At 60.7% G+C, this 21,742-nt stretch carries 19 protein-coding genes; 17 read left to right on the top strand and 2 right to left on the bottom strand.

Translation table 11 applies throughout. The features are described from left to right. Window positions 1-663: 663 nt before the first annotated feature. Window positions 664-954 (top strand): hypothetical protein, encoded by a 291-nt coding sequence (locus AC07RO_RS11245; RefSeq protein WP_495086025.1) that lies wholly within the window; start codon window positions 664-666, stop codon window positions 952-954. Here AC07RO_RS11245 and AC07RO_RS11240 read toward each other — a convergent pair. Beyond that, a complete protein-coding gene (locus AC07RO_RS11240) occupies window positions 951-1,523 on the bottom strand; it encodes a TetR/AcrR family transcriptional regulator (protein ID WP_495086024.1) in 573 nt (190 codons plus the stop codon). The genes AC07RO_RS11245 and AC07RO_RS11240 overlap by 4 nt on opposite strands. A gap of 96 nt (window positions 1,524-1,619) precedes the next feature. Between AC07RO_RS11240 and AC07RO_RS11235 the strand changes: the two genes are divergently transcribed. Both AC07RO_RS11235 and AC07RO_RS11230 read left to right on the top strand, forming a co-directional pair. Then, on the top strand, window positions 1,620-2,360 hold the full coding sequence (locus AC07RO_RS11235; RefSeq protein ID WP_495086023.1) for an SDR family oxidoreductase: 741 nt from the start codon (window positions 1,620-1,622) through the stop codon (window positions 2,358-2,360). A gap of 64 nt (window positions 2,361-2,424) precedes the next feature. Continuing rightward, window positions 2,425-3,018, top strand: coding sequence for a 2-hydroxychromene-2-carboxylate isomerase (locus AC07RO_RS11230; protein ID WP_192174000.1), 594 nt, complete (start codon window positions 2,425-2,427; stop codon window positions 3,016-3,018). A gap of 43 nt (window positions 3,019-3,061) precedes the next feature. On the opposite strand, the gene AC07RO_RS11225 is transcribed toward AC07RO_RS11230, so the two are convergent. Next, entirely contained in the window at window positions 3,062-4,870 is a 1,809-nt protein-coding gene (locus AC07RO_RS11225) for an aminopeptidase P family protein (protein WP_495086022.1), read from the bottom strand. Between the two features lie 915 nt (window positions 4,871-5,785). On the opposite strand from AC07RO_RS11225, the gene AC07RO_RS11220 reads away from it, so the two are divergent. The 14 genes from AC07RO_RS11220 to AC07RO_RS11155 all read left to right on the top strand — a co-directional run bounded on the left by AC07RO_RS11220 (window position 5,786) and on the right by AC07RO_RS11155 (window position 21,737). Next, window positions 5,786-6,571 (top strand): hypothetical protein, encoded by a 786-nt coding sequence (locus AC07RO_RS11220; protein WP_282372458.1) that lies wholly within the window; start codon window positions 5,786-5,788, stop codon window positions 6,569-6,571. A gap of 104 nt (window positions 6,572-6,675) precedes the next feature. Next, window positions 6,676-7,797 carry a DegT/DnrJ/EryC1/StrS family aminotransferase gene (locus tag AC07RO_RS11215; RefSeq protein WP_192174003.1) on the top strand — a complete coding sequence of 374 codons (1,122 nt, stop codon included), beginning with the start codon at window positions 6,676-6,678 and terminating at the stop codon, window positions 7,795-7,797. 42 nt (window positions 7,798-7,839) lie between these two features. Further along, window positions 7,840-9,354 carry a lipopolysaccharide biosynthesis protein gene (locus tag AC07RO_RS11210; protein WP_495086021.1) on the top strand — a complete coding sequence of 505 codons (1,515 nt, stop codon included), beginning with the start codon at window positions 7,840-7,842 and terminating at the stop codon, window positions 9,352-9,354. Between the two features lie 17 nt (window positions 9,355-9,371). Further along, the gene (locus tag AC07RO_RS11205; RefSeq protein ID WP_192174005.1) at window positions 9,372-10,301 is read left to right on the top strand and encodes a glycosyltransferase family 2 protein; all 930 of its coding nucleotides are present in this window, start codon (window positions 9,372-9,374) and stop codon (window positions 10,299-10,301) included. Next, window positions 10,291-10,743 (top strand): low molecular weight protein-tyrosine-phosphatase, encoded by a 453-nt coding sequence (locus AC07RO_RS11200; RefSeq protein ID WP_192174006.1) that lies wholly within the window; start codon window positions 10,291-10,293, stop codon window positions 10,741-10,743. Before AC07RO_RS11205 ends, AC07RO_RS11200 begins: the two co-directional genes overlap by 11 nt. Continuing rightward, window positions 10,744-12,960 (top strand): polysaccharide biosynthesis tyrosine autokinase, encoded by a 2,217-nt coding sequence (locus AC07RO_RS11195; protein ID WP_495086020.1) that lies wholly within the window; start codon window positions 10,744-10,746, stop codon window positions 12,958-12,960. A gap of 27 nt (window positions 12,961-12,987) precedes the next feature. Then, complete coding sequence (locus tag AC07RO_RS11190; RefSeq protein ID WP_495086019.1) at window positions 12,988-13,788, top strand: WbqC family protein; 801 nt, start codon at window positions 12,988-12,990, stop codon at window positions 13,786-13,788. 5 nt (window positions 13,789-13,793) lie between these two features. Next, window positions 13,794-14,318 carry a transcription/translation regulatory transformer protein RfaH gene (rfaH, locus tag AC07RO_RS11185; RefSeq protein WP_192174009.1) on the top strand — a complete coding sequence of 175 codons (525 nt, stop codon included), beginning with the start codon at window positions 13,794-13,796 and terminating at the stop codon, window positions 14,316-14,318. Window positions 14,319-14,424: 106 nt separating this feature from the next. Then, on the top strand, window positions 14,425-15,426 hold the full coding sequence (locus AC07RO_RS11180; protein WP_192174010.1) for a glycosyltransferase: 1,002 nt from the start codon (window positions 14,425-14,427) through the stop codon (window positions 15,424-15,426). After that, the gene (locus AC07RO_RS11175) at window positions 15,423-16,676 is read left to right on the top strand and encodes a glycosyltransferase family 4 protein (RefSeq protein WP_495086018.1); all 1,254 of its coding nucleotides are present in this window, start codon (window positions 15,423-15,425) and stop codon (window positions 16,674-16,676) included. Before AC07RO_RS11180 ends, AC07RO_RS11175 begins: the two co-directional genes overlap by 4 nt. Window positions 16,677-16,776: 100 nt before the next feature. Next, window positions 16,777-18,099 carry a hypothetical protein gene (locus AC07RO_RS11170; protein WP_192174012.1) on the top strand — a complete coding sequence of 441 codons (1,323 nt, stop codon included), beginning with the start codon at window positions 16,777-16,779 and terminating at the stop codon, window positions 18,097-18,099. Between the two features lie 150 nt (window positions 18,100-18,249). Beyond that, window positions 18,250-19,368 carry a glycosyltransferase family 4 protein gene (locus AC07RO_RS11165; protein ID WP_423575028.1) on the top strand — a complete coding sequence of 373 codons (1,119 nt, stop codon included), beginning with the start codon at window positions 18,250-18,252 and terminating at the stop codon, window positions 19,366-19,368. Window positions 19,369-19,377: 9 nt separating this feature from the next. Next, window positions 19,378-20,418 carry an acyltransferase family protein gene (locus AC07RO_RS11160; protein WP_282372445.1) on the top strand — a complete coding sequence of 347 codons (1,041 nt, stop codon included), beginning with the start codon at window positions 19,378-19,380 and terminating at the stop codon, window positions 20,416-20,418. A gap of 95 nt (window positions 20,419-20,513) precedes the next feature. Then, a complete protein-coding gene (locus AC07RO_RS11155; protein ID WP_495086017.1) occupies window positions 20,514-21,737 on the top strand; it encodes a glycosyltransferase family 4 protein in 1,224 nt (407 codons plus the stop codon). The last annotated feature ends 5 nt before the right edge of the window (window positions 21,738-21,742 follow it).

The raw sequence follows: 21,742 nt of genomic DNA, 5'->3' as shown, positions 1-21,742 counted from the left end.
TGCTTGATTCAGTTGTTAAAGAGCGGGTGGTTAAGATCTTTCGTCTCAACCGAGGCGCGCATTCTACAGCGCCTCTTGTTTCTGTCAAGCGGTTATTTTAAGAAGTTTTCAAAGTTTCCTTATCAACTTCAACCACTTGCGCTTAGTTCGACTTAACGTCTCACGCCAGCGGGAGGCGAATTCTACAGCGTTACAATCTGCTGTCAACTGCCTTTTTCACCGCTGTCGATTCAAGCATCTGAACCGAAGCATTCCCCGCTGCCTACTTCGTCCAACTCTTTGATTATCAAGGAGTTTTCCGTTTCGTCTGCGCCGGAAGTGGGGCGAATTATAGACAGATCCAGAGGAGCGTCAAGCACTTATTTCAACAGACAGAACAATCACTGATATTTGGCGCCTTTGCTGCTTAACAGACTGCTATCCATGGGTTCTTATAGGAGCGTGCGCTTCTTTAACCGCTCTCTATAGGGATCCAGGAAGCAGCCGCTCGCACGGCCATCGGCGTGATACACGATGTCACTGGCATTTGTCTCACTATTGAGCGATGTTTAGCCGGCGCGCCTTGACATGGTGCCGCCCCTCCACATGGACGTGACGGTTGGTGGCAGCATGCGAATTCTGGATAGTCACTGACCGCAACGTGTTGGTCAGGTAAGGATATGAATGAAGTACTTTTTAATGGCACTGGCAGCATTGGCAATCGCTGGATGCGCAGCGACGTCTAAACCGGTCATGGGTAAACGCGGCATCCACATCAATTGCTCGGGCCTGTCGTCCTCGTGGGAGCAGTGCTATGACATGGCAACCAACTCCTGCGTATCCAAGCAGTATCGTGTGATCGCCAAGTCCGGTGACGGCGCCGAAGACACGGGGGGCTATCCGCTCGGTCTGAATCCGGCCGGCTATACCAGCCGCAGCATGATCATCATCTGCAAGAAGCCGGCTAACCCCTAGTCGGCTACCGACAGCGCATCCACCTGCTGACACAGCAGGTCATGGCTGGCGTCCACCACGCGTTGCTGGAGCTCGGGCGTCGCCATCATTCGCGCGATCGTCAGAGCACCAACGCACTGAGCAATGGCTGCCCACGCCAGATCTTCGTCCCCCAGCACTTCAGCCCATGCCTTTTGTAATTCGCACAACCAGTGCTCGGCGCGCAGACGAGCCGGTCCTTCTGCGCGGGCAATTTCGGCGCCCAATGCAGGAATGACACATCCACCCGCAGGATTCTGTACATGCGCCAGTGTCAGGTAATGCCGCAGGCACTGCTTGATTCGGTCCCTGGTCAGCGACTCATCGCCACCGAGTAACGCCAGGCTGCGGGTCAACTCGCGCTCAACCACCGCCTGAAACAAAGCATCCTTCGAAGAGAAGTGGCTATAGAAAGCCCCTCCGGTGAGGCCGACGGCTTTCATCAGACGGTCCACCCCCATGGGCGCGAAGCCTTTCTCTTTCACCAGAGCGGCGCTGCTGTCGAGCATGGCGCGCCGGGTTTGCTCTTTATGGTCGACCGAGTAGCGCATTGTTTCCCCCCCGTTTACTTAAGTAAGTGCCTTGACGCCCTCGCGACCCTAGCATAACGTCCGTTGAGTAAACGATCGTTTAATAAAGGTATCGTGATGACCATTACATTGAATAACAAGAAGGTCGTTCTGGTTGTGGGTGCAGGCGACGCGACAGGAGGCGCGATTGCCAGACGCTTCGCCCGGGAGGGTTACGTGGCGTGTGTCACTCGCAGGAGCGCCGACAAACTTCAGCCTCTGGTGGACTCGATTCGGCAGAGCGGCGGCGAAGCCCACGGGTTCGCCTCGGACGCGCGCAAGGAAGATGACGTGGTGGCGCTGATTGAGCAGATCGAGACTGAGATCGGCCCGATCGAGGCCTTCGTTTTCAATATCGGCGCCAACGTGCCCTGCAGCATTCTCGAAGAGACGGCGCGCAAGTACTTCAAGATTTGGGAGATGGCGTGCTTCTCCGGATTTCTGAACGCCCGGGAGGTCGCCCTTCGTATGGCCAAACGCAAACGCGGCACCCTTCTGTTCACCGGGGCGACTGCAGGTCTACGCGGCGCTGCCAATTTCGCGGCCTTCGCCGGCGCCAAGCACGGGCTACGGGCACTGGCGCAAAGCATGGCCCGTGAACTGGGGCCGATGAACATCCACGTGGCTCATGTGGTGGTGGATGGCGCGATCGACACTGACTTCATCCGCACACAGTTTCCCGAACGTTACGCGCTCAAGGATGAGGACGGCATTCTCGACCCTGAACACATCGCAGAAAATTACTGGTATCTGCACAGGCAGCCCCGGGACGCATGGACGTTCGAGCTGGATCTGCGCCCCTGGAACGAACGCTGGTAAGCCCCTGCGTCAGCGAATCACATGGGCGCACGCCCGCATCTATATAAGAAGAAGGAATGCAACGATGAGCCGAAGCGTGGAGTTTTACTTCGATGTGGGCAGCCCGACCAGTTACCTGGCCTACACCCAGTTGCGGAAGATCTGCGACGAGACGTCAGCGACCCTGATCCATCGGCCCATCTTGCTGGGCGCAGTGTTCAAGGCGACAGGCAATGCGTCGCCCAACGACGTGCCTGCCAAAGCGCGTTACTCCATCAAGGATCTGGCGCGCTTCGCCAAGCGCTATCAGGTTCCCCTCACCTTCAACCCTCACTTCCCGATCAACACGCTCAGCCTGATGCGCGCGTTGACTGCTGCGCAGATGCTCCAGCCACAACGGTTCATTGAATTGCTGGAAATCACTTTCAGGGCGATATGGGTAGAAGCGCTGGACTTGAACGACCCTGGGGTGATGTCAGCGGCCCTCACAAGATCTGGCTTTGATCCGGCAGAAATCCTTGGCTGGGTCAGCAACCCCAGCGTCAAGGGCCAGCTGAAAATCAATACCGAAGAAGCTGTTGCACGAGGCGTGTTTGGCGCCCCGAGCATGTTCGTCGACGACGAGCTCTATTTCGGTCAGGACCGACTCGATTTCGTCCGGGAAGCGCTAACCGAGTAACCGCCTGTAATGCCACCGCCAAACAGGACGGTGGCGTTCAGGGTCAAACCGCCGCTGTCCGACCTTCCAGCCAGGCCAACGCAGCGCCCTCCACGAGTGGACTGAGGCGCTGCCTGACCTGGGCGTGGTATTCGTTCAGCCATTCACGCTCCTCTTGGGTCAGCAGGCCGATTTCCAGGCAGCGCGTGTCTATCGGACAAAGCGTGAGTGTCTCGAACTTGAGAAACTCGCCGAACTCGGTCTTGCCCGCCTCCTGATTGATCACCAGGTTTTCAATGCGCACGCCCCACTGCCCCGGCCGATACGTCCCCGGCTCGATCGACGTGATCATCCCCGGCTGCATCGCGGTTTGCGGCGTGGCGGCGGCTTGATAGGCAATCACCTGCGGGCCTTCGTGCACGTTCAGGAAATAGCCGACGCCGTGACCGGTGCCGTGCCCGTAATTGACGCCCTCGGCCCAGATCGGGGCGCGAGCGATGGAGTCGAGCAGCGGCGAAAGAATGCCCCGCGGAAAGTGCGCACGGGACAACGCGATGACGCCCTTCAAAACGCGCGTGCAGTCACGCTTCTGTTCAGCGGTCGGCGTGCCGATGGGCACCATGCGGGTGATATCGGTCGTGCCGCCCAGGTATTGGCCGCCGGAGTCGATCAGCAGCAAGCCGTCACCCTCAATTTGCGCGTGCTCTTCTTCGGTGGCGCGGTAGTGAGGCATCGCCCCGTTACCGTTGAAGCCGGCAATGGTGGCGAAACTCTGGGACACGTAGCCCGGCCGACGGGCCCGCGCCGCGCTGAGTTTCTCGTCGATGGTCAGCTCGCTGACGGGCTCTTTGCCCAGCGCTGAATCCAGCCAGGCGAAGAATTCGCACAGCGCCGCGCCATCCTGCTCCATCGCCTGACGGATGTGCCGGGTATCAGCAGCGCTTTTCTGCGATTTGAACAGGGTCGTCGGGTTGAGGCCTTCGACCAACGTCACTTCGCTGTCGAGATAGTCCAGCAGGCCACAGGTGACCCGCGCCGGATCCACCAGCAACCGCGCGTCCTTGGGCACGTTGCGCAGCGCAGTGCCAATGCGGGTGTATTCATGCAGGGTGATGCCGTTTTGCTCCAGGGTGCTGCGAAGTCCGGCGTCGACTTTCTCTGATGCGACAAACAGGTTGATGCTGTTCGGGCCGATCAGGGCGAAGGAGATGAACACCGGGTTGTAGGAAACGTCGGCGCCACGCAGATTAAACAGCCAGGCGATGTCGTCCAGGGTGGCGAGAAAATGCCAATCCGCGCCGCGCTCGGCCATCACCGTGCGCAATCGAGTGAGTTTGTCGGTGCGGCTTTCGGTGGCGTGGGGCGCGGCGTGCTCATAGATTGCCTGGGCCGGCAACGAAGGGCGGTCGTTCCACAACTCCGTCAGAGGGTCGAGGTCGGTGCGAAGGCGCGCGCCTTTTTCGTACAGATTGGCAGCCAGCGTGCGCGAGGACGCCACGGCCAGCACCGCGCCATCCACCGCGACGACGGAATCCGCTTTGGCCTGCTCGGCGAGCCATTCAAGTGGGCCGGTCTGGCCGGGCTGCAACTTGACCAGTTCGATACCGCTGCCTGCCAGTTCCTTGCTCGCCTGCTCCCAGTAACGGCTGTCTGCCCAGAGGCCGGCGAAGTCCTGGGTGATGATCAAGGTGCCGACAGAACCGTGGAAGCCGGACAGCCACTGCCGCCCTTGCCAGTAACCCGGCAGATATTCAGAGAGATGAGGGTCGGCCGACGGCACCAGCCAGGCGTCGATGCCCTCACGGCTCATCAGGGCGCGCGCCTGCGCGAGGCGTTGCATCGCCACTCCAGTGGTTTTCGACTGCGTATTCATTGAATCTCCTGGTGACCCGAATTGTTTGCGTCGCAGACCCGGATAATGGAGCAGCGATCAAGGCTGAGCAACCGCAGCGCCGTATCCACCCTTGGCCGCAGTAATGACGCGCCGGGGCCACTGCATGGCGCACTGATGAAGTCTTCGGTCATATCAACCACCTCACCCACATTGATGTATATATAACCGAACACAGTTCTATCTATAAAACCGCAACACCACCGTGATCGCTCAATTACAAACTTACCTCTCACTTGATTAGTTACCCCTCCGCATAAGTACGCGTGTATGACGGGATTCAATAATCGAGCGCCATAAAACCGTTACCCCCCATCCGCGCCCAGGTTCTGACGTTGGAAAAACGTCTTCCCGGTAATTTTCAATAGCCAAACAGGGGGTCTCCGGCAGTGCCTAAAAAGCGTCGCGCACCACGACAGGGCAGTGATGTTTTATTGACTCTGTTTAAAATCAATCAGTTACGCATGCCAACGATCCGCTTATCAAAAAATTAACAGAATGATGGCGAAATAATTTGACAGAAACTCTGCCTCCGCCGATATATAGGCACGTCCAATGTTTTCCTGTTTTTGCAGTGCGGCCCTAGAGCCGTGCGCCGAGAGCATTCCGACTTAATTACCCTGAGACTGCCCAAAAAGTTGACGATTCAAACGGTGTGAAATCAGCGCCGGTGGGCAGTTTTTGGTTCAAAGAAAGGTTTTTTCGAATTACTGAATGTGCTCGGTGGGGCGGTAGCTTTGCCCAACGCTTTTGTCAGCCAGTGCTGAATGAAGTCACCGTTTGAATGCACGCCTAATTAGTACAACGGCAGGATCTGCAGATTCGGGCGGTAGCGTGCCTGAAGCACAATTCACTCCGCTGCCCTGCACTCCTCACTCTCTACGAGGGCCTGATGCAATGCCTTTATCTTTCGACATGGATGAGCAGCTGGTTCAGCGACTGGCTGACGAAATCGATACCAACGGCTTTGCAAAACTGAACGCGGCCGTGCCTGACACGGACCTGCAGCAGTTGCGGGCCTGGACTGACGAACAAGCGCAGAAACACCAGGGCGAATACTTTGCCTACCACGGTGAAGCGGCACTGAGCGAAAGCCTGCTGGCGAGTTACTGGTCCGACCCGCGTTTCAAGACGCTGCTCGGTCGCCTCTACAAGCATGCAGCCCGCCGCGACGCTGCCAGTGACCGCATTTTCCCGGTGCTGCGCTGCGTGCAGGGCAATCAGGGCAAGCGCGAGTCCAACAGTTTCCACTACGACGCCAGCCTGGTGACCGCACTGATCCCGGTGTTCATCCCCAGTGAAGGCGAAGGACGCGGCGATCTGATGCTGTTTCCGAATATCCGCCGGGTGCGCTCATGGGTGCTGTTCAACGTGATCGAGAAGGCCCTGCTGCAGAACAAGATCACCCGCGGCTGGATCATCAAGGGCATGCAGCGCAACTGGCTCAAGCCGTATGTCCTGCGCCTGGAGCCGGGCAGCGTTTACTTCTTCTGGGGCTATCGCAGCCTGCACGCCAATCAGGCCTGCCGACCGGACGTGAAGCGCGCCACTGCCCTCTTCCACTTCGGCGACCCCCATGCAGGCAGCCTGGCCACCCGGTTGATCCTGAAAATCAATCAGGGCCGTGCGCGACGGATGAGTAGCAAGGCAGGCAGCCCGCCGCCGGCATCCACCCCCAATTGATTTCGCTCGAACCTGGCGTTGGCGGCCTGGCCTCAGACCGGCGCAACCGCATCACTGCCCAGAAAGCATTTTTCAAAAGCTTTGCATCTGAAATGGAGAATTCGATGATCAACGTCACCAAGACTTACCTGGGCGATATCGACAAGTTCAAGGGCTACGTCGAAGGCATTTATGCGCGCGGCTGGCTGACCAACCACGGGCCGCTGGTGTGCGAGCTCGAACAACGCCTGAAAGACTACCTGGGCGTCAAGCACGTCATTCTTACCAACAACGGCACCCTCGCCCTGCAGGTCGCCTATCGCGCACTGGGCCTGAGCGGCAGCGCAGTGACCACCCCGTTCAGCTTTGTCGCCACCAGCAGTTCGCTGCAGTGGGAAGGCATTCGCCCGATCTTCGCCGACATCGACGCGCAGACCTGGAATATTTCGCCCGACCACATCGAGAGCCGCATCGTCTCCGACACCACCGCCATTGTCGGCACCCACGTCTTCGGCAACCCGTGCGCCGTTGAACGCATCGAAGAAATCGCCCGTCGGCGCAATCTGAAGGTCGTGTACGACGGCGCCCATGCCTTCGCCGTGCGTCACGCCGGCCAGTCGGTGCTCAACTGGGGCGACGTCAGCACACTGAGTTTTCACGCCACCAAGTTGTTTCACACCATCGAAGGCGGCGCGATCATCACCAACGATGACGAAACAGCGCGCAGGGTTCACCTGCTGTGCAACTTCGGCATCGTTGACGTCGACAAGATCGACGGCATCGGCATCAACGCCAAGCTCAACGAATTCTCCGCCGCGATGGGCCTGTGCATTCTCGACGACATCGAGAACATTCTTCAGGAACGCGCTGAAATCGCTGACCGCTATACCACCCGCCTGGGCGATTACGTCGACCTGCAGCGGCCGGAAAGCAACAGCGAACTCAACCACAGCTATTACCCGATCGCCCTGCGCGACGAACAACAACTGCTGCGTTTGCGTTCGGCGCTGAACACCAACGGGATCAACCCGCGCCGCTACTTCTATCCGTCGCTGGACACCCTTGAATACCTGCAGCCGCAAGCGGCACAAACCGCCTCGCGTTCACTGAGCGAGCGCGTGTTGTGCCTGCCGATTTACCCGGGCCTGCTGCGCGACGATCAGGACCGCGTCATTCAGACGGTGATCGCCGAAACCAGCACCGCCCACTCGCCGTACCGTGTGCCGTCCCTCGCGCAGGTCATGTAACGCCATCGCGCCATTCACCTAGATTCGCCGGAAGGACTTTCGATGCCAACCAAGCGCTCAGTCATACGCAACACTGCGTTGAGCTATGCAGGCCAGGCCTACACGCTGCTTGTGGGGATCCTGATCATGCCGTTCTACCTCGGCCACATGGGCGCCGAGGCATACGGGCTGATCGGGTTCTTCTCGGTGCTGCAAGCCTGGCTGCAATTGCTGGACGCAGGGTTGTCGCCGAGTCTGGTCAGGGCGGTGGCGCATCGACAAGGCAGCGACGGACAGGACCGCTACACCGGTCGCCTGCTGCGTTCGTTCGAGATCATCTTCCTGCCACTGGCGGGTTTCTGCTGCGTGGCGATGTATGCCGGCAGCGAATGGATTGCCGTGCACTGGCTCAATGCCCAGGAGCTGTCGACGCAGACCGTGGTGCAGTGCATCGCGCTGATGGGCATCGTCATCGCCCTGCGCTTGTTTTCGACGCTCTATAAAAGCGGGATTCAAGGCCTTGAGCAGCATGCATGGCTGAACATCGCCAACGTGATCATCGCCACGCTGCGCTACTTCGGCGGGCTGCTGCTGGTGAGCACGATCTCCAACGACCCGGTGCACTTCTTCGAATTCCAGGCGCTGGTGGGCTTGATCGAAGCGTTGATCTTCGCCGCCCGTGCCTATCAGCAGATGCCGAGGCCGTCGCCGCTGACCGGTTTCGACTGGGATCTGGTCAAGCCGATCATCCCGTTCGCGGCCAGCATGTCCGGCACCGCGGTGCTGTGGATCGTGCTGACCCAGATCGACAAGGTGCTGCTGTCCGAGCTGCTGCCGCTCAATGAATACGGTTATTTCTCGCTGGTGGCACTGATCACCACCGGGATCATGATGCTCTCCAACCCGCTGGCGCAGACGCTACTGCCGCGCCTCACGGTGTTGATGGCCGAAGGGCGCCGGGATGACATGCATCAGCTGTACCTGGCGGCCAACCGGTTTGTGTGCACGTTCCTGTTTCCCCTCGCGGCACTGATCGCGCTGCACGCCGACGAGATGGTGTTTGCCTGGTCGGGTGATCGCCCTGCCGCCGAGTGGAGCCGGACGATTCTGCCGTGGTACTCCCTGGGCAGCGCCATCATGGCAGTCAGCGCATTCCAGTTTTATCTGCAGTACGCCTACGGGCGCATGCACCTGCATGTCTGGTACAGCATTGTTTCGGCGCTGATCACGGTGCCGGTAATGTTTCTGGCGATTCGCGGCTATGGCGCTTACGGCGCGGCGATTGCCTGGTTCGTGTTGCGCGTCGTGTCCTTCGCCATCTGGCCGGTCATCGTGCACCAGCGCCTGGCCCCGGGCATTCACAGCCAATGGCTGCGCGACATCATCCGCATCAGCGTGATGACCGGCGTGGGTCTGGCGATCACCGAGCCGTTGCTGCGGCTGATCGCCACTGACAACCGCATCAGCATCTTCCTGGGGCTGGCCGTCAGCGGCCTGCTCACGCTGCTGATTGTGGCCGCCAGCTACAAGCCGCTGGTGATGAAGATTTCCGTTCTGTTCAGCAAACCCAGTGTTTAACTCCGAGTACCCAAGCCATGGATGCTATTAGCAATAAGACGAGCTCTTCGCCGTCCGCCGCGCCCTTGGTCAGCATCGTCTGTCCAGCCTACAACCAGGAAGCCTACGTCGCGCAGACGCTGGAAGGCTTTCTGATGCAGCAAACCACGTTCGCCTTCGAAATCCTGGTGAACGACGATGCCTCCACGGACGGCACCGCTCGCATCATTGCCGATTACGTCAAACGCTTCCCGACGCTGATCCGCCCCTTCTATCACGAGACGAATCAGTACTCGCAGAACAACCCGCCGGTGCCGGGTCTGTTCGGCGAAGCCCGGGGCCGCTACATCGCCTACTGCGAGGGCGACGATTACTGGACTGACCCGCGCAAGCTGCAGATTCAGGTGGATTTTCTCGAGAACAACCCGGATTACGTGCTGACCTACCACGACGCGATCCCCTTCGACATCAGCGGCCAATACCCGATTCAGCTGCAAGGCAAGCTGCGCGGGGATGCCACGGCGCTGGAGCTGCAGAAAGCGCGGCCGGTGTCGACGCTGACCACGGTGTTCCGCAACGTCTTCGATTCGTTGCCGCCCGAGCTGCGCGCCGCGCCGCTCAACGATCTGGTCTGGTGGTCGCTGCTCGGTGCCTACGGCAAGGGCAAATTCATGGGTGAGGTCAAGCCGGCCATGTACCGGTTGCACCCGGGCGGCGTGTTTTCCATGCGCTCCAACAAACGCAAATTGCACATGGCGCTGCAGACCTCGGGCGCCCTGGCCAACTACTACAACCGGCTCGGTCATCAGGAACTCTATGAGCATTTCCTGATGGAGCTGGTCGAGTACTCGCTGTCGGCGATCACCCCGAAACGCAAGATGCAGACGCTCCTGGCGGTCGGGCAGAACTTCAGCTCCAACATCAGCAAGAGACTGATGACGACCCTCAGCAAAGGTCATGTTCAATAACGTACTGGTGGTCTGCGTCGGCAATATCTGTCGCAGCCCCATGGCCGAAGCCCTGTTCCGACAACGCGTGCCGAACGCGCGCATCCAGATCTCGTCGGCCGGCACCCACGCCATGCTCAGCTCCACTATCGATCCGCTGGCCCAAGCCGTGCTGCAGGTCAACGGCGTCCTCGCCCACAAACATCGAAGCCGTCAGATCGATCGGCAGATGCTCCATGAAGCAGAGCTGATTCTGGTCATGGAGCATCGTCAGACCCAGAGCGTCCTCAAGCTGGCCCCCGAGGTACGCGGCAAGACGTTTCTGATTGGCAAATGGCAACAAGCGCTGGAAATCGCCGACCCCTATCGGCGCCCGAAACTAGCCTTTGAACAGACCTACGAGCAGCTTTCGCGTTGTGTCGACGACTGGCTTCCTTATCTTCAGTCAGGAGATCCAAGATAAATGACCGCTATGAACCGTACTTCTCTGGACGAGGTCCAGGACTCCCGGATCGATTTGGCGACTATCTTGCGCACACTTTTCGATCACAAAGGATTGATTGCGTCGATTGTCGGCATCTGCGTCCTGCTCGGCGCCACCTACGCCATTCTCGCCACGCCGATCTTCCAGGCCAACGCGATGATTCAGATCGAGCCGCGCAAAGTCGGCATCGAGGGCCGCACCGAAGTCTCCAGCAAGCCGCTGTCGGTTTCCCAGGCGACCACCGAAATCGAGCTGATCAAATCCCGCGCAGTGCTGGGCAAGGTCGTTGATGACCTCAAGCTGTACATCGTGCAGAAGCCCAAATACATCCCGGGGCTGGGCAGCTACATGGCGCGTCGGTTCAAGCCGGAGCGTGAAGGCGCGCTGGCCGATCCGATGTTCGGCCTGAACAGCTACGCCTGGGGCGGCGAGAAAATCGACATCTTCCAGCTGGAGGTGCCGGACGCACTGCTGGGCGAAAAGATGACCATGGTGGCGGGCAAGCCTGGCACCTTCACCCTGTATGACGAAGACCGCAACAAACTGCTCAGCGGCCCAGTCGGTCAGACCGTCGAAGGCAGCGGCATCACCCTCCAGGTGGCTGCGCTCAATGCACGTCCGGGCACCGAGTTCACCGTCGTGCGTCAACGCACCCTGACCGCCGCGCTGGATTATCAGGACCGTCTGAAAATCATGGAAGCGGGCAAGGATTCCGGGATCGTCTACCTGTCGATTCAGGACCCGGACCCGGCACTGGCCAAGCGCATCCTCAACGAAGTCAGCCGCCTGTATGTGCGCCAGAACGTCGAGCGCAGTTCGGCTGAAGCCGCCCAGCGTCTGGAATTCCTGCGTTCGCAATTGCCTGCCGTGCGCAAGCAGCTGGAACAGTCGGAAATCGCGCTGAACAACTTCCAGATGGGCGCTAAGTCGGTTGACCTGAGCGTTGAGACCAAATCGGTTCTGGATCAGGTGGTCAAGCTGGAAGGCACCCTGTCGGACCTGAAAATGAAGCGCGTCGACGTCGAGCGTCTGTACACGCCGGAGCATCCGACCTACCGCGCCCTGATGACTCAGATCGGCCAGGTTGAATCCCAGAAAGCCGCGCTGCTGAAGAAGATCGAAGCCCTGCCGGCCACGCAACAAGAGCTGCTGCGTCTGAACCGTGACATGCAGGTCACCTCGCAGACCTACACCCTGTTGCTGGACAAGAGCCAAGAGCAGGACATTCTGCGCGCCGGCAGCATCGGCAACGTCCGCATCATCGACAACGCCGACGCCAACGTCGAAGAGCCGGTCAAGCCGATGCGCAAAATCATCGTGCTGGTCGCCGCCCTGATCGGCCTGCTGCTGGCCGTTGCCACCGTGTTTGTACGCCAGGCGTTCTATCGCGGCGTGGACAACCCGGAAGTCATCGAAAACCTCGGCATGCCGGTGTACGCCTCGCTGCCGTATTCGCGACTGCAGGAGCGCATGGAAAAGGCCGCCCAGAGCCGTTCGGCGAGCAAGGAGCCACGCCTGCTGAGCGTCAGCGCGCCGACGGAGCTGGCGATCGAAGCGTTGCGCAGCCTGCGCACCAGCCTGCACTTCGCCATGCTCGAAGCCCGCAACAACGTGCTGATGATTTCCAGCCCGACGCCGGGCGTGGGCAAGTCGTTCGTCTCCAGCAACCTGGCGGTGATCATTGCCCAGGCCGGCAAACGCGTGTTGCTGATCGACGCGGACATGCGCAAAGGCTACCTGCACAAGATGTTCAACCTGACGCCCAAGCACGGTTTGTCGGACACCCTCGCTGCGCGTCTGGGCAGCAAGGAAGTCATCAACCACACCGAAGTGCGCAATCTGGATTTCATCTCCTGCGGTTACGCGGCGCCGAACCCGTCCGAGCTGTTGATGCACGACAACTTCAACAAAATGATCAGCGAGCTGTCGCCGCTGTATGACCTGGTGATCATCGACACCCCGCCGATTCTGGCCGTGACCGATGCCACGCTGGTCGGCCGCCAGTCCGGCACCTGCCTGCTGGTGACCCGCTTCGGCCTGAGCACCGCCAAGGAAATCGAAGCGTGCAAACGCCGCCTGATGCACAACGGCATTCTGATCAAGGGTGCGATCTTCAACGGTGTCCTGCGCAAGGCGTCGACCGCCGACTACGACTGCGCCGCTTACGGTTACGACTACACCACGGTCCGCAAGTAAATCGACATGCACGCCAAGGAGACACACATGGCCAGGACCCTTGCAGTGATGCAGCCCTATCTGTTCCCGTACCTGGGTTACTTTCAGCTCATTGCTGCCGCAGACGTCTTCGTCCTGGGAGACGATCTGCAGTATGTTCGGTCCGGCTGGGTCAATCGCAACCGCATCCTGCACAACGACGAAGCGAAGCTGATCAGCTTTCCGTTGAAGAAAGACCGCTTTCAGTTGCAGATCAATCAGCGCCAACTGTGTGATCATTTCAGCGATGAGGCGCCGCGGCTGATTGATCTGCTGGCCGAGAGTTATCGAGAGGCGCCCTGTTTCGCGCAGGTCATGCCCTTGCTGGAGCGGTTGATCCGTTTCCCGCAGCAGAACATCGCGCTGTATGCCGAACACGCAATCCGTGAAATCTGTGCTTATCTGCACATCGTGACGCCGATCCTGCGCAGCTCGGACCTGATATTGGGTAGCGCTGCGGACAAGCAGGAGCGCATTATCCGCATCGCTCACACGTTCGAAGCCACGACGTTCATCACCCCGGAAGGCGGATCGGTCATCTATGACCGTGATCACTTCGCCCGCAACGGCTTGCTGGTGCGGTTCTTCCGGATGAACCCCGTGGTGTACCGGCAGTTCCGGCAACCTTTCGTCGCCAATCTGTCGATCATCGATGTGCTGATGTTCAACTGCGTCGAGCACGTGCAGCAGATGTTGACCGAATACGGGCTGGACAAGAATCCATCCAGCGCCCGGCCAGGCATGATGCACCGGCTGGCGCAAAAACCTGACGTTGTCCTGACCGGGTCGCACCGGATCGCAGTGGAGTGAAGTGTATGTCTGAAGTCGTCAATAGCGCCTGTGGCTCCGCGCGCTGGTACCTGATCCAGACCAAACCCCGCCAGGAAGCCCGTGCGGCAGAGCACCTGCAACGTCAGCAGTTCGAGTGCTACCGTCCGGTCAAGCACGGCGAGAAAAAACGCGGCTCACGGGCTCCGGCCGAAGAAGAGCTGTTCCCCGGCTACCTCTTCATCCACATGGACCAGGCCAGCGACAACTGGTACCCGATCCGCTCGACCCGAGGCGTGGCGCGCATCGTCACCTTCGGCGGCATGCCGGTTCCGGTGCAGGATGCGTTGATCGAGCAGATCCGTCAGCGTCTGCTGGCGCCGCCGGCCAGGGTCACCTTTCAAGAAGGGGAAACGGTGCGGATCACGGCGGAGGGCTTCAACGACGTCGAAGCGATCTTCCTCGCCGCCGACGGTGATGAACGCGCGGTGATTCTGCTCAATCTGCTGCAACGTGAGCAGAAGGTCACCCTGCCGGTCAGCAGCCTGTCGCGGATGCAAGCGCAGGCGTGAGCCGTTAGCGTTTTCCATACTGATCCACACATTCTGACCCACACATCCTGATTCCCACGGGGCTGATGCTTTCAGCCTCTTGACCCCCCTTCGCCCGGAACTCGCCATGACCCAGAAAACCACACTGGTGACGCTCACCTATGGTGATCGTTTCAACTACCTGCACACGCTGGTCAGCCGCTCGCTGGAAAGCCCGCTGATCGATCGCGTGATCATCGTCAGCAACGCGTCCACCGCGCCGCTGGATAACCTGCGCCGCACCTGGCCGAATCAGGTCAGCGTGATCTACATGCACGAGAACACTGGTTCCGCGCGAGGCTATTCGGTGGGGATTCAGGCCGCACTGGACGCCGGGGCCGAACACATCTGGCTGATGGACGACGACAACGCGCCGACCATCAACGCCATCGCCACGCTGCATCAGGTGCTCGAAGAACGTAAACGCGTCGACGGCGAAGACAAGGCCGCCGTACTGGGCTTTCGGCCGACCCATCAGGCGGACATCGCCGCCGGCGTGCCGAACCGCTTCGCCATTCAGCGCCGTTCGAGTTTCTTCGGTTTTCACATCGCACAGCTGCCCTACAAGATCTGGCGCCGGCTGCCGTGGGGCGCGCCGCAAAGCCCGCACCGCAAACTGCCGATGGTGCAGTTGCCGTTCGCCACGTACGGCGGCCTGCTCGCCCACCGCAATCTGTATCGCCGCATCGGCCTGCCGCTGGACGCGTTGATGCTCTACGCCGACGACAGCGAATACACCTTCCGCATCACCGCCGGTGGCGGCCGGATCTTTCTGGTGCCGGACGCCTTGCTCGACGACCTGGAAAGCTCGTGGAACATCAAGGCACGCACCAACAACATCTACGAGAGCTTCCTGCTCGGTGGCTCGGACTTGCGCGCCTACTACGGCGCGCGCAATCAGGCCTGGTTCGACAAAAACATCTGGGCCAATTCGTCGCTGCTGTACGGCCTCAACCGCTGGGTGTTCTTCCGCCTGCTGCGGCTGATCGCCAAGCGACGCGGTGCCGAGGAGCGCCTTGGCCTGATCGAACAAGCCATCCGTGACGGTGAGTCCGGGGTACTGGGTCTGAATCAGTCGTATCCACTATGAAAATATTGTTCATCAGCAGCCTGTATGCCCCCCACATTGGAGGCGGCGCGGAAATCATTCTTCAGCGTACCGTCGAAGGCCTGCAGCAGCGCGGCTGTGAAGTCAGCGTGCTGGTGACCGGTCCCGACGCGGGCCTGAGCGTCGAAGCGGTGAACGGCGTCAAGGTCTACCGCGCCGGCCTGCGTAACTTCTACTGGCATTTCGGTGCGCAGCGGCCTGGCCGTCTGGCGCGCCTGGGCTGGCATCTGCGCGACCGCTACAACGGCGCGATGCGCAGCTACGTGAAACAGGTCATCGGCAGCGAGCAGCCGCAACTGGTGGTCTGCCACAACCTGGCCGGCTGGTCGGTGTCCGTCTGGGACGAGATCACCGCTGCAAAACTGCCGATCGTGCAGGTGCTGCATGACATGTACCTGATGTGCCCGAGCAGCAACATGTTCAAGCGCGGCCAGTGCTGCCAGCAGCAATGCGGCAGTTGCCAGACCTTTCGCAAGGGCCACGACTCGCGCTCGGCCCAGGTCGCGGCGGTGGTTGGGGTCAGCCGCTTCATTCTGGACAAGCTGCAGCAGCGCGGCTACTTCAGCGCCGCCAGCCCGTACGTCGTGCACAACGCCAGCTCGTTCACGCCGCCGACCGCCTCGCCCCATCAGCGGCGGCAAGCGGACCTGGCGACGAAAAAAGCGCCGTTGCGCTTCGGCTACATGGGCACGCTGTCCCATCAGAAAGGCGTGGCCTGGCTGATCGAGCAATTTCAGCGACTGCCCTTCGACGCCACGCTGCAGATTGCAGGGCGTGGCCATACGGATGACGAAGCCACGTTCAGGGCGCTGGCGACATCGTCGAAGATCAGCTTCGTCGGTTACCAGAAGCCTGAAGCGTTCTACCGCCAGATCGACGTCGCCGTGGTGCCTTCGCTGTGGAACGAGCCGTTCGGCATGGTCGCCGTTGAAGCCTGCGCTCACTCGGTGCCGGTGATTGCGAGCCGCATGGGCGGTTTGCCGGAAATCATTCAGGACCCGCTCAACGGTTTGCTGTGTGACCCACAGGACCCCGACTCACTGGGCCAGGCGATGTTGCGCTTGCACCAGAACCCGGAACTGCTGGCGCGTCTGAGCGGCCAGGCGCGGGTCAGCGTGGCGTCGTTACTGAACCTGGAGTTGATGCTCGACAGTTACCAAAGCATTTTTGCCCAGACGTTGCTGGACCACACCGCCCAGCGCAACCGGCATGTCCTGCCCCACCCGGTCTGAACACATCGGCATGCCTGCAAGCGATGCCGACATTACCACCGACGGCCCGAGACCTACCTGAGCAAGCGCTCCGGACCGTGCCTCTTCACTGAGACAAGCCATGCTCATCCCTTACCTGACCCGGTTACGACGACCCTCGGCGGTCCTGTTGCTGGGCTTGTTGATCAGCTGCATCACGCGAGCGGACGAAGCATTCATCATCGGCGTCGACACGCACTTGATGAACAAACCCGGCACCTCCGTCCGCGCGTTCCAACTGCTGAAAGCGGCGGGAGTCGACTCGGTGCGCGACGATGCCTACTGGTCCAGCGCCGAGCCCCGACGAGGGTTATTGAAGATCGAGCCTTCGTGGCAGTCGTTCCTGAGCGCCGCCCAGGAACACCGATTGCGACCGCTGTTGGTGCTGGGCTACGGCAACCCGTTTTACGAGAACTACGCCAAACCGCGGAAACCCTCGGTGCGCGACGCTTACGGCAACTACGCCAGCTTCGTCACCCGCCAGCTCACCGACAGCGTGGACTTCTACGAGATCTGGAATGAGTGGGACAAGGAAAACCCGGTCGATCCGGGGTTCGCCAGGGACTACAGCTTGCTCATCGAACAAACCGCCCAGCGCATTCGCGCCAACCAGCGGCCGATGGTGATTCTGGCCGGCGCCGTCACCAGTCAGGGGATGGACCTGGGGTTTGCCGATCGGCTGGTGGAATCGGGCGTGCTCAACCATGTCGACGGGTTGTCGCTTCATCCGTATGTGTATTGCCGTTCGGATGAGCGCAACACCCCGGAAAACTGGATTGCCTGGCTGCGGCGGATCAGCGAGGACCTGAAGGACAAGAACCGCAACAACGGCCCGGTGCCGCTGTACCTCACCGAAATGGGCTGGCCGAGCAACGACGGGCGCTGCGGCGGTGATGAGAAGACCCAGGCGGCGTTTCTGGCACGCAGTTTCTTCTTGGCGCAGACGATGCCCAACGTCAAGGGCATGTGGTGGAACGGCCTGCTCAACGACGGCCCCGACGGCACTGATCCGGAGCAGAACTTCGGCCTGCTCAATCAGGACCTGAGCATCAAGCAGGCCTACCTGACGCTGAAGGCCATCAGCCCGACGCTGCATCAATTCCGTTACGACGCTGAAAAGAGTCGAGAAATCGACTCGCAATACCTGCTGCGGTTCGCCAAGGGTTCGGAGCAGATCATGGTCGCCTGGACCGCCGGGCTGCCGCGTTCGATCAAGGTCGACGCCAGCAGCGTGCTGCGCGGCAACGTGCAATACATCGACACCCGCCAGCCGCAACGCGGCCTGGTCGACAGCGGTATCCCGTGGAACTGCAACGACGGGCGTTGCTCGGCGCAAGTGCCGATCGATGACTTCCCGAAAATAATAAGCCTGGGCACACGCCCGGCACTGTTTGCCTTGCCCTGAATTCTGCCTTTTTTATTCCGGTCCGCCTTTCGAGCGCCCCTTCATTCAGGGCGCTGACGGCTCTTCACTGAGAGCGCTGATGCCCCTTTCACTCAGGGCGCTGATGGCTCCTGCGCACGACCCCTTTATCTCTTCTACAGGTCGACCACAATGATTGTGATCAATGCACGTTTTCTGACCCAGGAACTGCGGGGCGTTCAACGCTTCGCCGAACAGATCTGCCTGGCCCTCAAGCAACTGCGCGACGACGTGGTGTTTGTTGCTCCACACGGCATTCAGATGCACGAAAGCGCCAAGGCCCTCGACGTGCAATGCATCGGCAGTCACAGCGGCCACCTGTGGGAACAACTGGACCTGCCCCTGTACCTGCGCCGTCAGGGCAACCCGCTGCTGATTTCCCTGTGCAGCACCGCGCCGCTGCTGTACGGCAATCAGATCGCGACCCACCACGACGTCACTTATGTGCGTCACCCGGAAAGCTACACGCGTACGTTTCGCCTGCTCTACCGGACCATGACGCCGATCATGCTGTCGCGGATCAAGTCGCTGCTGACGGTGAGCGCCTTCTCCAAGGGTGAAATCTCGCAGTTCTACGCATTTCCGGAGAAGAAAATCTTCGTGGTGCCCAATGCCGTGAGCGGTGCGTTTCAACCGGGCCCGCCCCTTAAAGAGCAACAGGACTACCTGCTGGCGGTGTCTTCGCCCAGCGCGCACAAGAATTTCAGCCGGATGATTCAGGCGTTTCTGCTGCTGCGCGGCCACGATGATCTGCAACTGCGCATCGTCGGTGGCGCCAGCGGGATCTTCAGCGACGACAACCTGCAACGTCTGGCCAGTCGTGACCCGCGCATCCGCTTTCTGGGGCGCCTGAGCGACGACGAACTGATCAGCCAGTACCAGGGTGCAACGGCCTTTGTGTTTCCGTCGCTGTACGAGGGCTTCGGCATTCCGCCCCTGGAAGCCCAGGCCTGTGGTTGCCCGGTGCTGGCGGCGAACGCGGCGTCGATTCCCGAAGTGCTGCAGGCCAGCGCGTTGTATTTCGACCCGCTGGACATTGACCACATGGCCGCCGCCATGGAACGCATTCTGACGGACATGCCGCTGCGCCAGTCCCTGCGCCGACGGGGGCTGAACAACGTGGCGCGGTTCTCCTGGGAAGAGTCGGCACGACAGGTTTCCCAACGCATCGACGCGCTGCAGAGTCCGGCCAGAGACCGGCGCAGCAGCCAGGGCAGCGATGCCCTGGGTCGCGAATCTTCCAGCAACTGAGGCACTGCCATGAAACGCCTTGCCTATCTCGACGCGTTGCGCGGCATCGCCGCCTTGATGGTGGTCTTCACCCATTTGTACGCACCGGTCATCGGTCACGTCTGGGTGCTGGATTACCTGATCGACCCCGGCAAATTGGGTGTGCTGTGGTTTTTCATGATCAGCGGCGTGGTGATCCCCTACAGCCTAAAGCCGGTGCCGGACGGCGCCCGACGCTTTCTGATCTCACGCTTCATGCGGCTGTACCCGGCTTACTGGCTGTCACTGCTGCTGTTTGTGCTGATGCTGCAGTTGACCGGCGCGCCGCTGCCGTCCTGGCCGCAGATCGTCGCCAACCTGACGATGGTGCAGGCGGCACTGGGATTCGACGACGTGGTCGGCCTGTACTGGACGCTGTTCATCGAACTGGTGTTCTACGGCCTGTGCCTGGCGTTGTTCATCGCCGGCAAGCTGTACGACCTGGCCTTCCGGGCGCGCTGTTCGCTGGTGTTTCTGCTCGCCGCGCTGGCGATGAGCGTTGCCCGCGCGCTGACCGAACACAAACTGCCGGTGGCGCTGCCCCTGGCGTTGTCGCTGATGTTCTTCGGCTCGGTGTGGCGTCAGTGGTTGCTGGCTGAACACAGCCCGGCGCTGACGCGGAACCTGAAGATGCTGTTCGTAGCCTTCGCCGTGCTGTTGCCGCCGACGCTGATCATGGCGTACAGCAAGGACATGGGCACCGGCGAAACCTGGGGCCGTTACTGCTTCACCTACGCCGTGGCCATCGTCAGCTTCGTGCTGCTGACCCGCAGCGTGCGCCTGAACCACCCGGCGCTGGTCTGGCTAGGCGCAGTGAGTTACTCGCTGTACCTGCTGCACCCGTCGATGGGCATGCTCAGCGAATTCCTGCTGCGCGGCACCGACGCACCAGGCCTGCTGGTGGCGCTGGTCGCAACGGTCCTGACCCTGGGCGCTGCCCATTTGTGCTTCCGCTACATCGAACACCCGTTCATCCAGCTCGGAAAACGCCTCAATAACCGCAAAGCCGAGACGCAGCCTGTCAGCGTCTGATTTAGCGCCTGCGCACATGGAAAGGCATGGGATGGCCCTCGCGAGCCTGGCTCGACGTGCCGGGCGTCCCTCAGCCGTTAATGCAGAGAATTCCAATGAAAATTGCAATCGTCCACGACTGGTTGGTGACATACGCCGGTGCCGAAAGGGTTTTGGCATCGCTGATCAACATCTGGCCCGAGGCGGATCTGTTCTCCGTCATCGATTTCCTCAGCGACGAGGACCGCGCCCGACTGGGCGGCAAGGTCGCGAAGACCACGTTCATCCAGCGCCTGCCCAAGGCCAAAACCAAATATCAGCGCTACCTGCCGCTGATGCCGATGGCCATCGAGCAACTGGACCTATCCGGTTACGACCTGATCATCAGCAGCAGTCACGCCGTGGCCAAAGGCGTCCTGTGCGGGCCGGACCAGTTGCACGTCAGCTACGTGCATTCGCCGATCCGTTACGCCTGGGACCTGCAGCATCAGTACCTCAAAGAGGCGAACCTGAGCACCGGCCTGAAAGGCAAAGTGGCGCGGATGATCCTGCATTACATGCGCATGTGGGATCAGCGCACGGCCGCGGGCGTCGACGACTTCATCGCCAACTCGCACTTCATCGGCGCGCGCATCACCAAGGCCTACCGTCGCGAATCCACGGTGATCTATCCGCCGGTGGACACCCTCGGTTTCGCGCTGCAGGAACAGAAGCAGGATTACTACTTCACCGCCTCGCGCATGGTCCCGTACAAGCGCATGCCGATGATCATCGAAGCCTTCGCGGCGACGCCGAACAAGCGGCTGGTGGTGATCGGCGACGGTCCGGAAATGGACAAGGCCAAGGCCGCTGCGGCCAACGCGCCAAACGTCACGCTGCTGGGCTATCAGCCGTTCGCGGTGCTGCAGGAACACATGAGCAACGCCAAGGCGTTCGTGTTTGCTGCCGAGGAAGATTTCGGCATCAGCCCGGTGGAGGCCCAGGCCTGCGGCACGCCGGTCATCGCATTCGCCAAGGGTGGCGTGGTGGAAACGGTCTGCGGCCTGGATCATCCGCAGCCGACCGGCGTGCTCTACCCGGAGCAGAGTGTGGCGTCGCTGATGGCCGCCATCGAGACGTTCGAGATCAACGGTTCACGCATCACCGCGCAAGCCTGTCGGACCAACGCCGAGCGCTTCAGCGAAGCCCGCTTCGAACTGGAAATGCGCCAGTTCGTCGAGACCCGCCTGAGCGCTGCGCGTCAAAGCCGCCAGCCTGCGCACATCCGGCCGATGCAGATCGCGCCGACGCTGGTCAGCAGCGACCTCTCCGCCCGCGTTGTTCCGATCAAATCCGTCTGAGCGAG

Source organism: Pseudomonas sp. GW821-FHT07F05 (assembly GCF_059418765.1).
The sequence above is the reverse complement of the archived record's forward strand: the minus strand, read 5'-3'. Positions and strand labels throughout refer to the sequence as shown.

Excerpts from the sequence above, each read along its gene's own strand:
- rfaH (WP_192174009.1), top strand. The coding sequence starts at position 13,794 with ATGTCTGAAGTCGTCAATAGCGCCTGTGGCTCCGCGCGCTGGTACCTG.
- AC07RO_RS11175 (WP_495086018.1), top strand. The coding sequence starts at position 15,423 with ATGAAAATATTGTTCATCAGCAGCCTGTATGCCCCCCACATTGGAGGC.
- AC07RO_RS11155 (WP_495086017.1), top strand. The coding sequence starts at position 20,514 with ATGAAAATTGCAATCGTCCACGACTGGTTGGTGACATACGCCGGTGCC.
- AC07RO_RS11220 (WP_282372458.1), top strand. The coding sequence starts at position 5,786 with ATGCCTTTATCTTTCGACATGGATGAGCAGCTGGTTCAGCGACTGGCT.
- AC07RO_RS11235 (WP_495086023.1), top strand. The coding sequence starts at position 1,620 with ATGACCATTACATTGAATAACAAGAAGGTCGTTCTGGTTGTGGGTGCA.
- AC07RO_RS11180 (WP_192174010.1), top strand. The coding sequence starts at position 14,425 with ATGACCCAGAAAACCACACTGGTGACGCTCACCTATGGTGATCGTTTC.
- AC07RO_RS11160 (WP_282372445.1), top strand. The coding sequence starts at position 19,378 with ATGAAACGCCTTGCCTATCTCGACGCGTTGCGCGGCATCGCCGCCTTG.
- AC07RO_RS11225 (WP_495086022.1), bottom strand. The coding sequence starts at position 4,870 with ATGAATACGCAGTCGAAAACCACTGGAGTGGCGATGCAACGCCTCGCG.
- AC07RO_RS11170 (WP_192174012.1), top strand. The coding sequence starts at position 16,777 with ATGCTCATCCCTTACCTGACCCGGTTACGACGACCCTCGGCGGTCCTG.
- AC07RO_RS11215 (WP_192174003.1), top strand. The coding sequence starts at position 6,676 with ATGATCAACGTCACCAAGACTTACCTGGGCGATATCGACAAGTTCAAG.
- AC07RO_RS11245 (WP_495086025.1), top strand. The coding sequence starts at position 664 with ATGAAGTACTTTTTAATGGCACTGGCAGCATTGGCAATCGCTGGATGC.
- AC07RO_RS11190 (WP_495086019.1), top strand. The coding sequence starts at position 12,988 with ATGGCCAGGACCCTTGCAGTGATGCAGCCCTATCTGTTCCCGTACCTG.
- AC07RO_RS11205 (WP_192174005.1), top strand. The coding sequence starts at position 9,372 with ATGGATGCTATTAGCAATAAGACGAGCTCTTCGCCGTCCGCCGCGCCC.
- AC07RO_RS11165 (WP_423575028.1), top strand. The coding sequence starts at position 18,250 with ATGATTGTGATCAATGCACGTTTTCTGACCCAGGAACTGCGGGGCGTT.
- AC07RO_RS11240 (WP_495086024.1), bottom strand. The coding sequence starts at position 1,523 with ATGCGCTACTCGGTCGACCATAAAGAGCAAACCCGGCGCGCCATGCTC.
- AC07RO_RS11230 (WP_192174000.1), top strand. The coding sequence starts at position 2,425 with ATGAGCCGAAGCGTGGAGTTTTACTTCGATGTGGGCAGCCCGACCAGT.
- AC07RO_RS11195 (WP_495086020.1), top strand. The coding sequence starts at position 10,744 with ATGACCGCTATGAACCGTACTTCTCTGGACGAGGTCCAGGACTCCCGG.
- AC07RO_RS11200 (WP_192174006.1), top strand. The coding sequence starts at position 10,291 with ATGTTCAATAACGTACTGGTGGTCTGCGTCGGCAATATCTGTCGCAGC.
- AC07RO_RS11210 (WP_495086021.1), top strand. The coding sequence starts at position 7,840 with ATGCCAACCAAGCGCTCAGTCATACGCAACACTGCGTTGAGCTATGCA.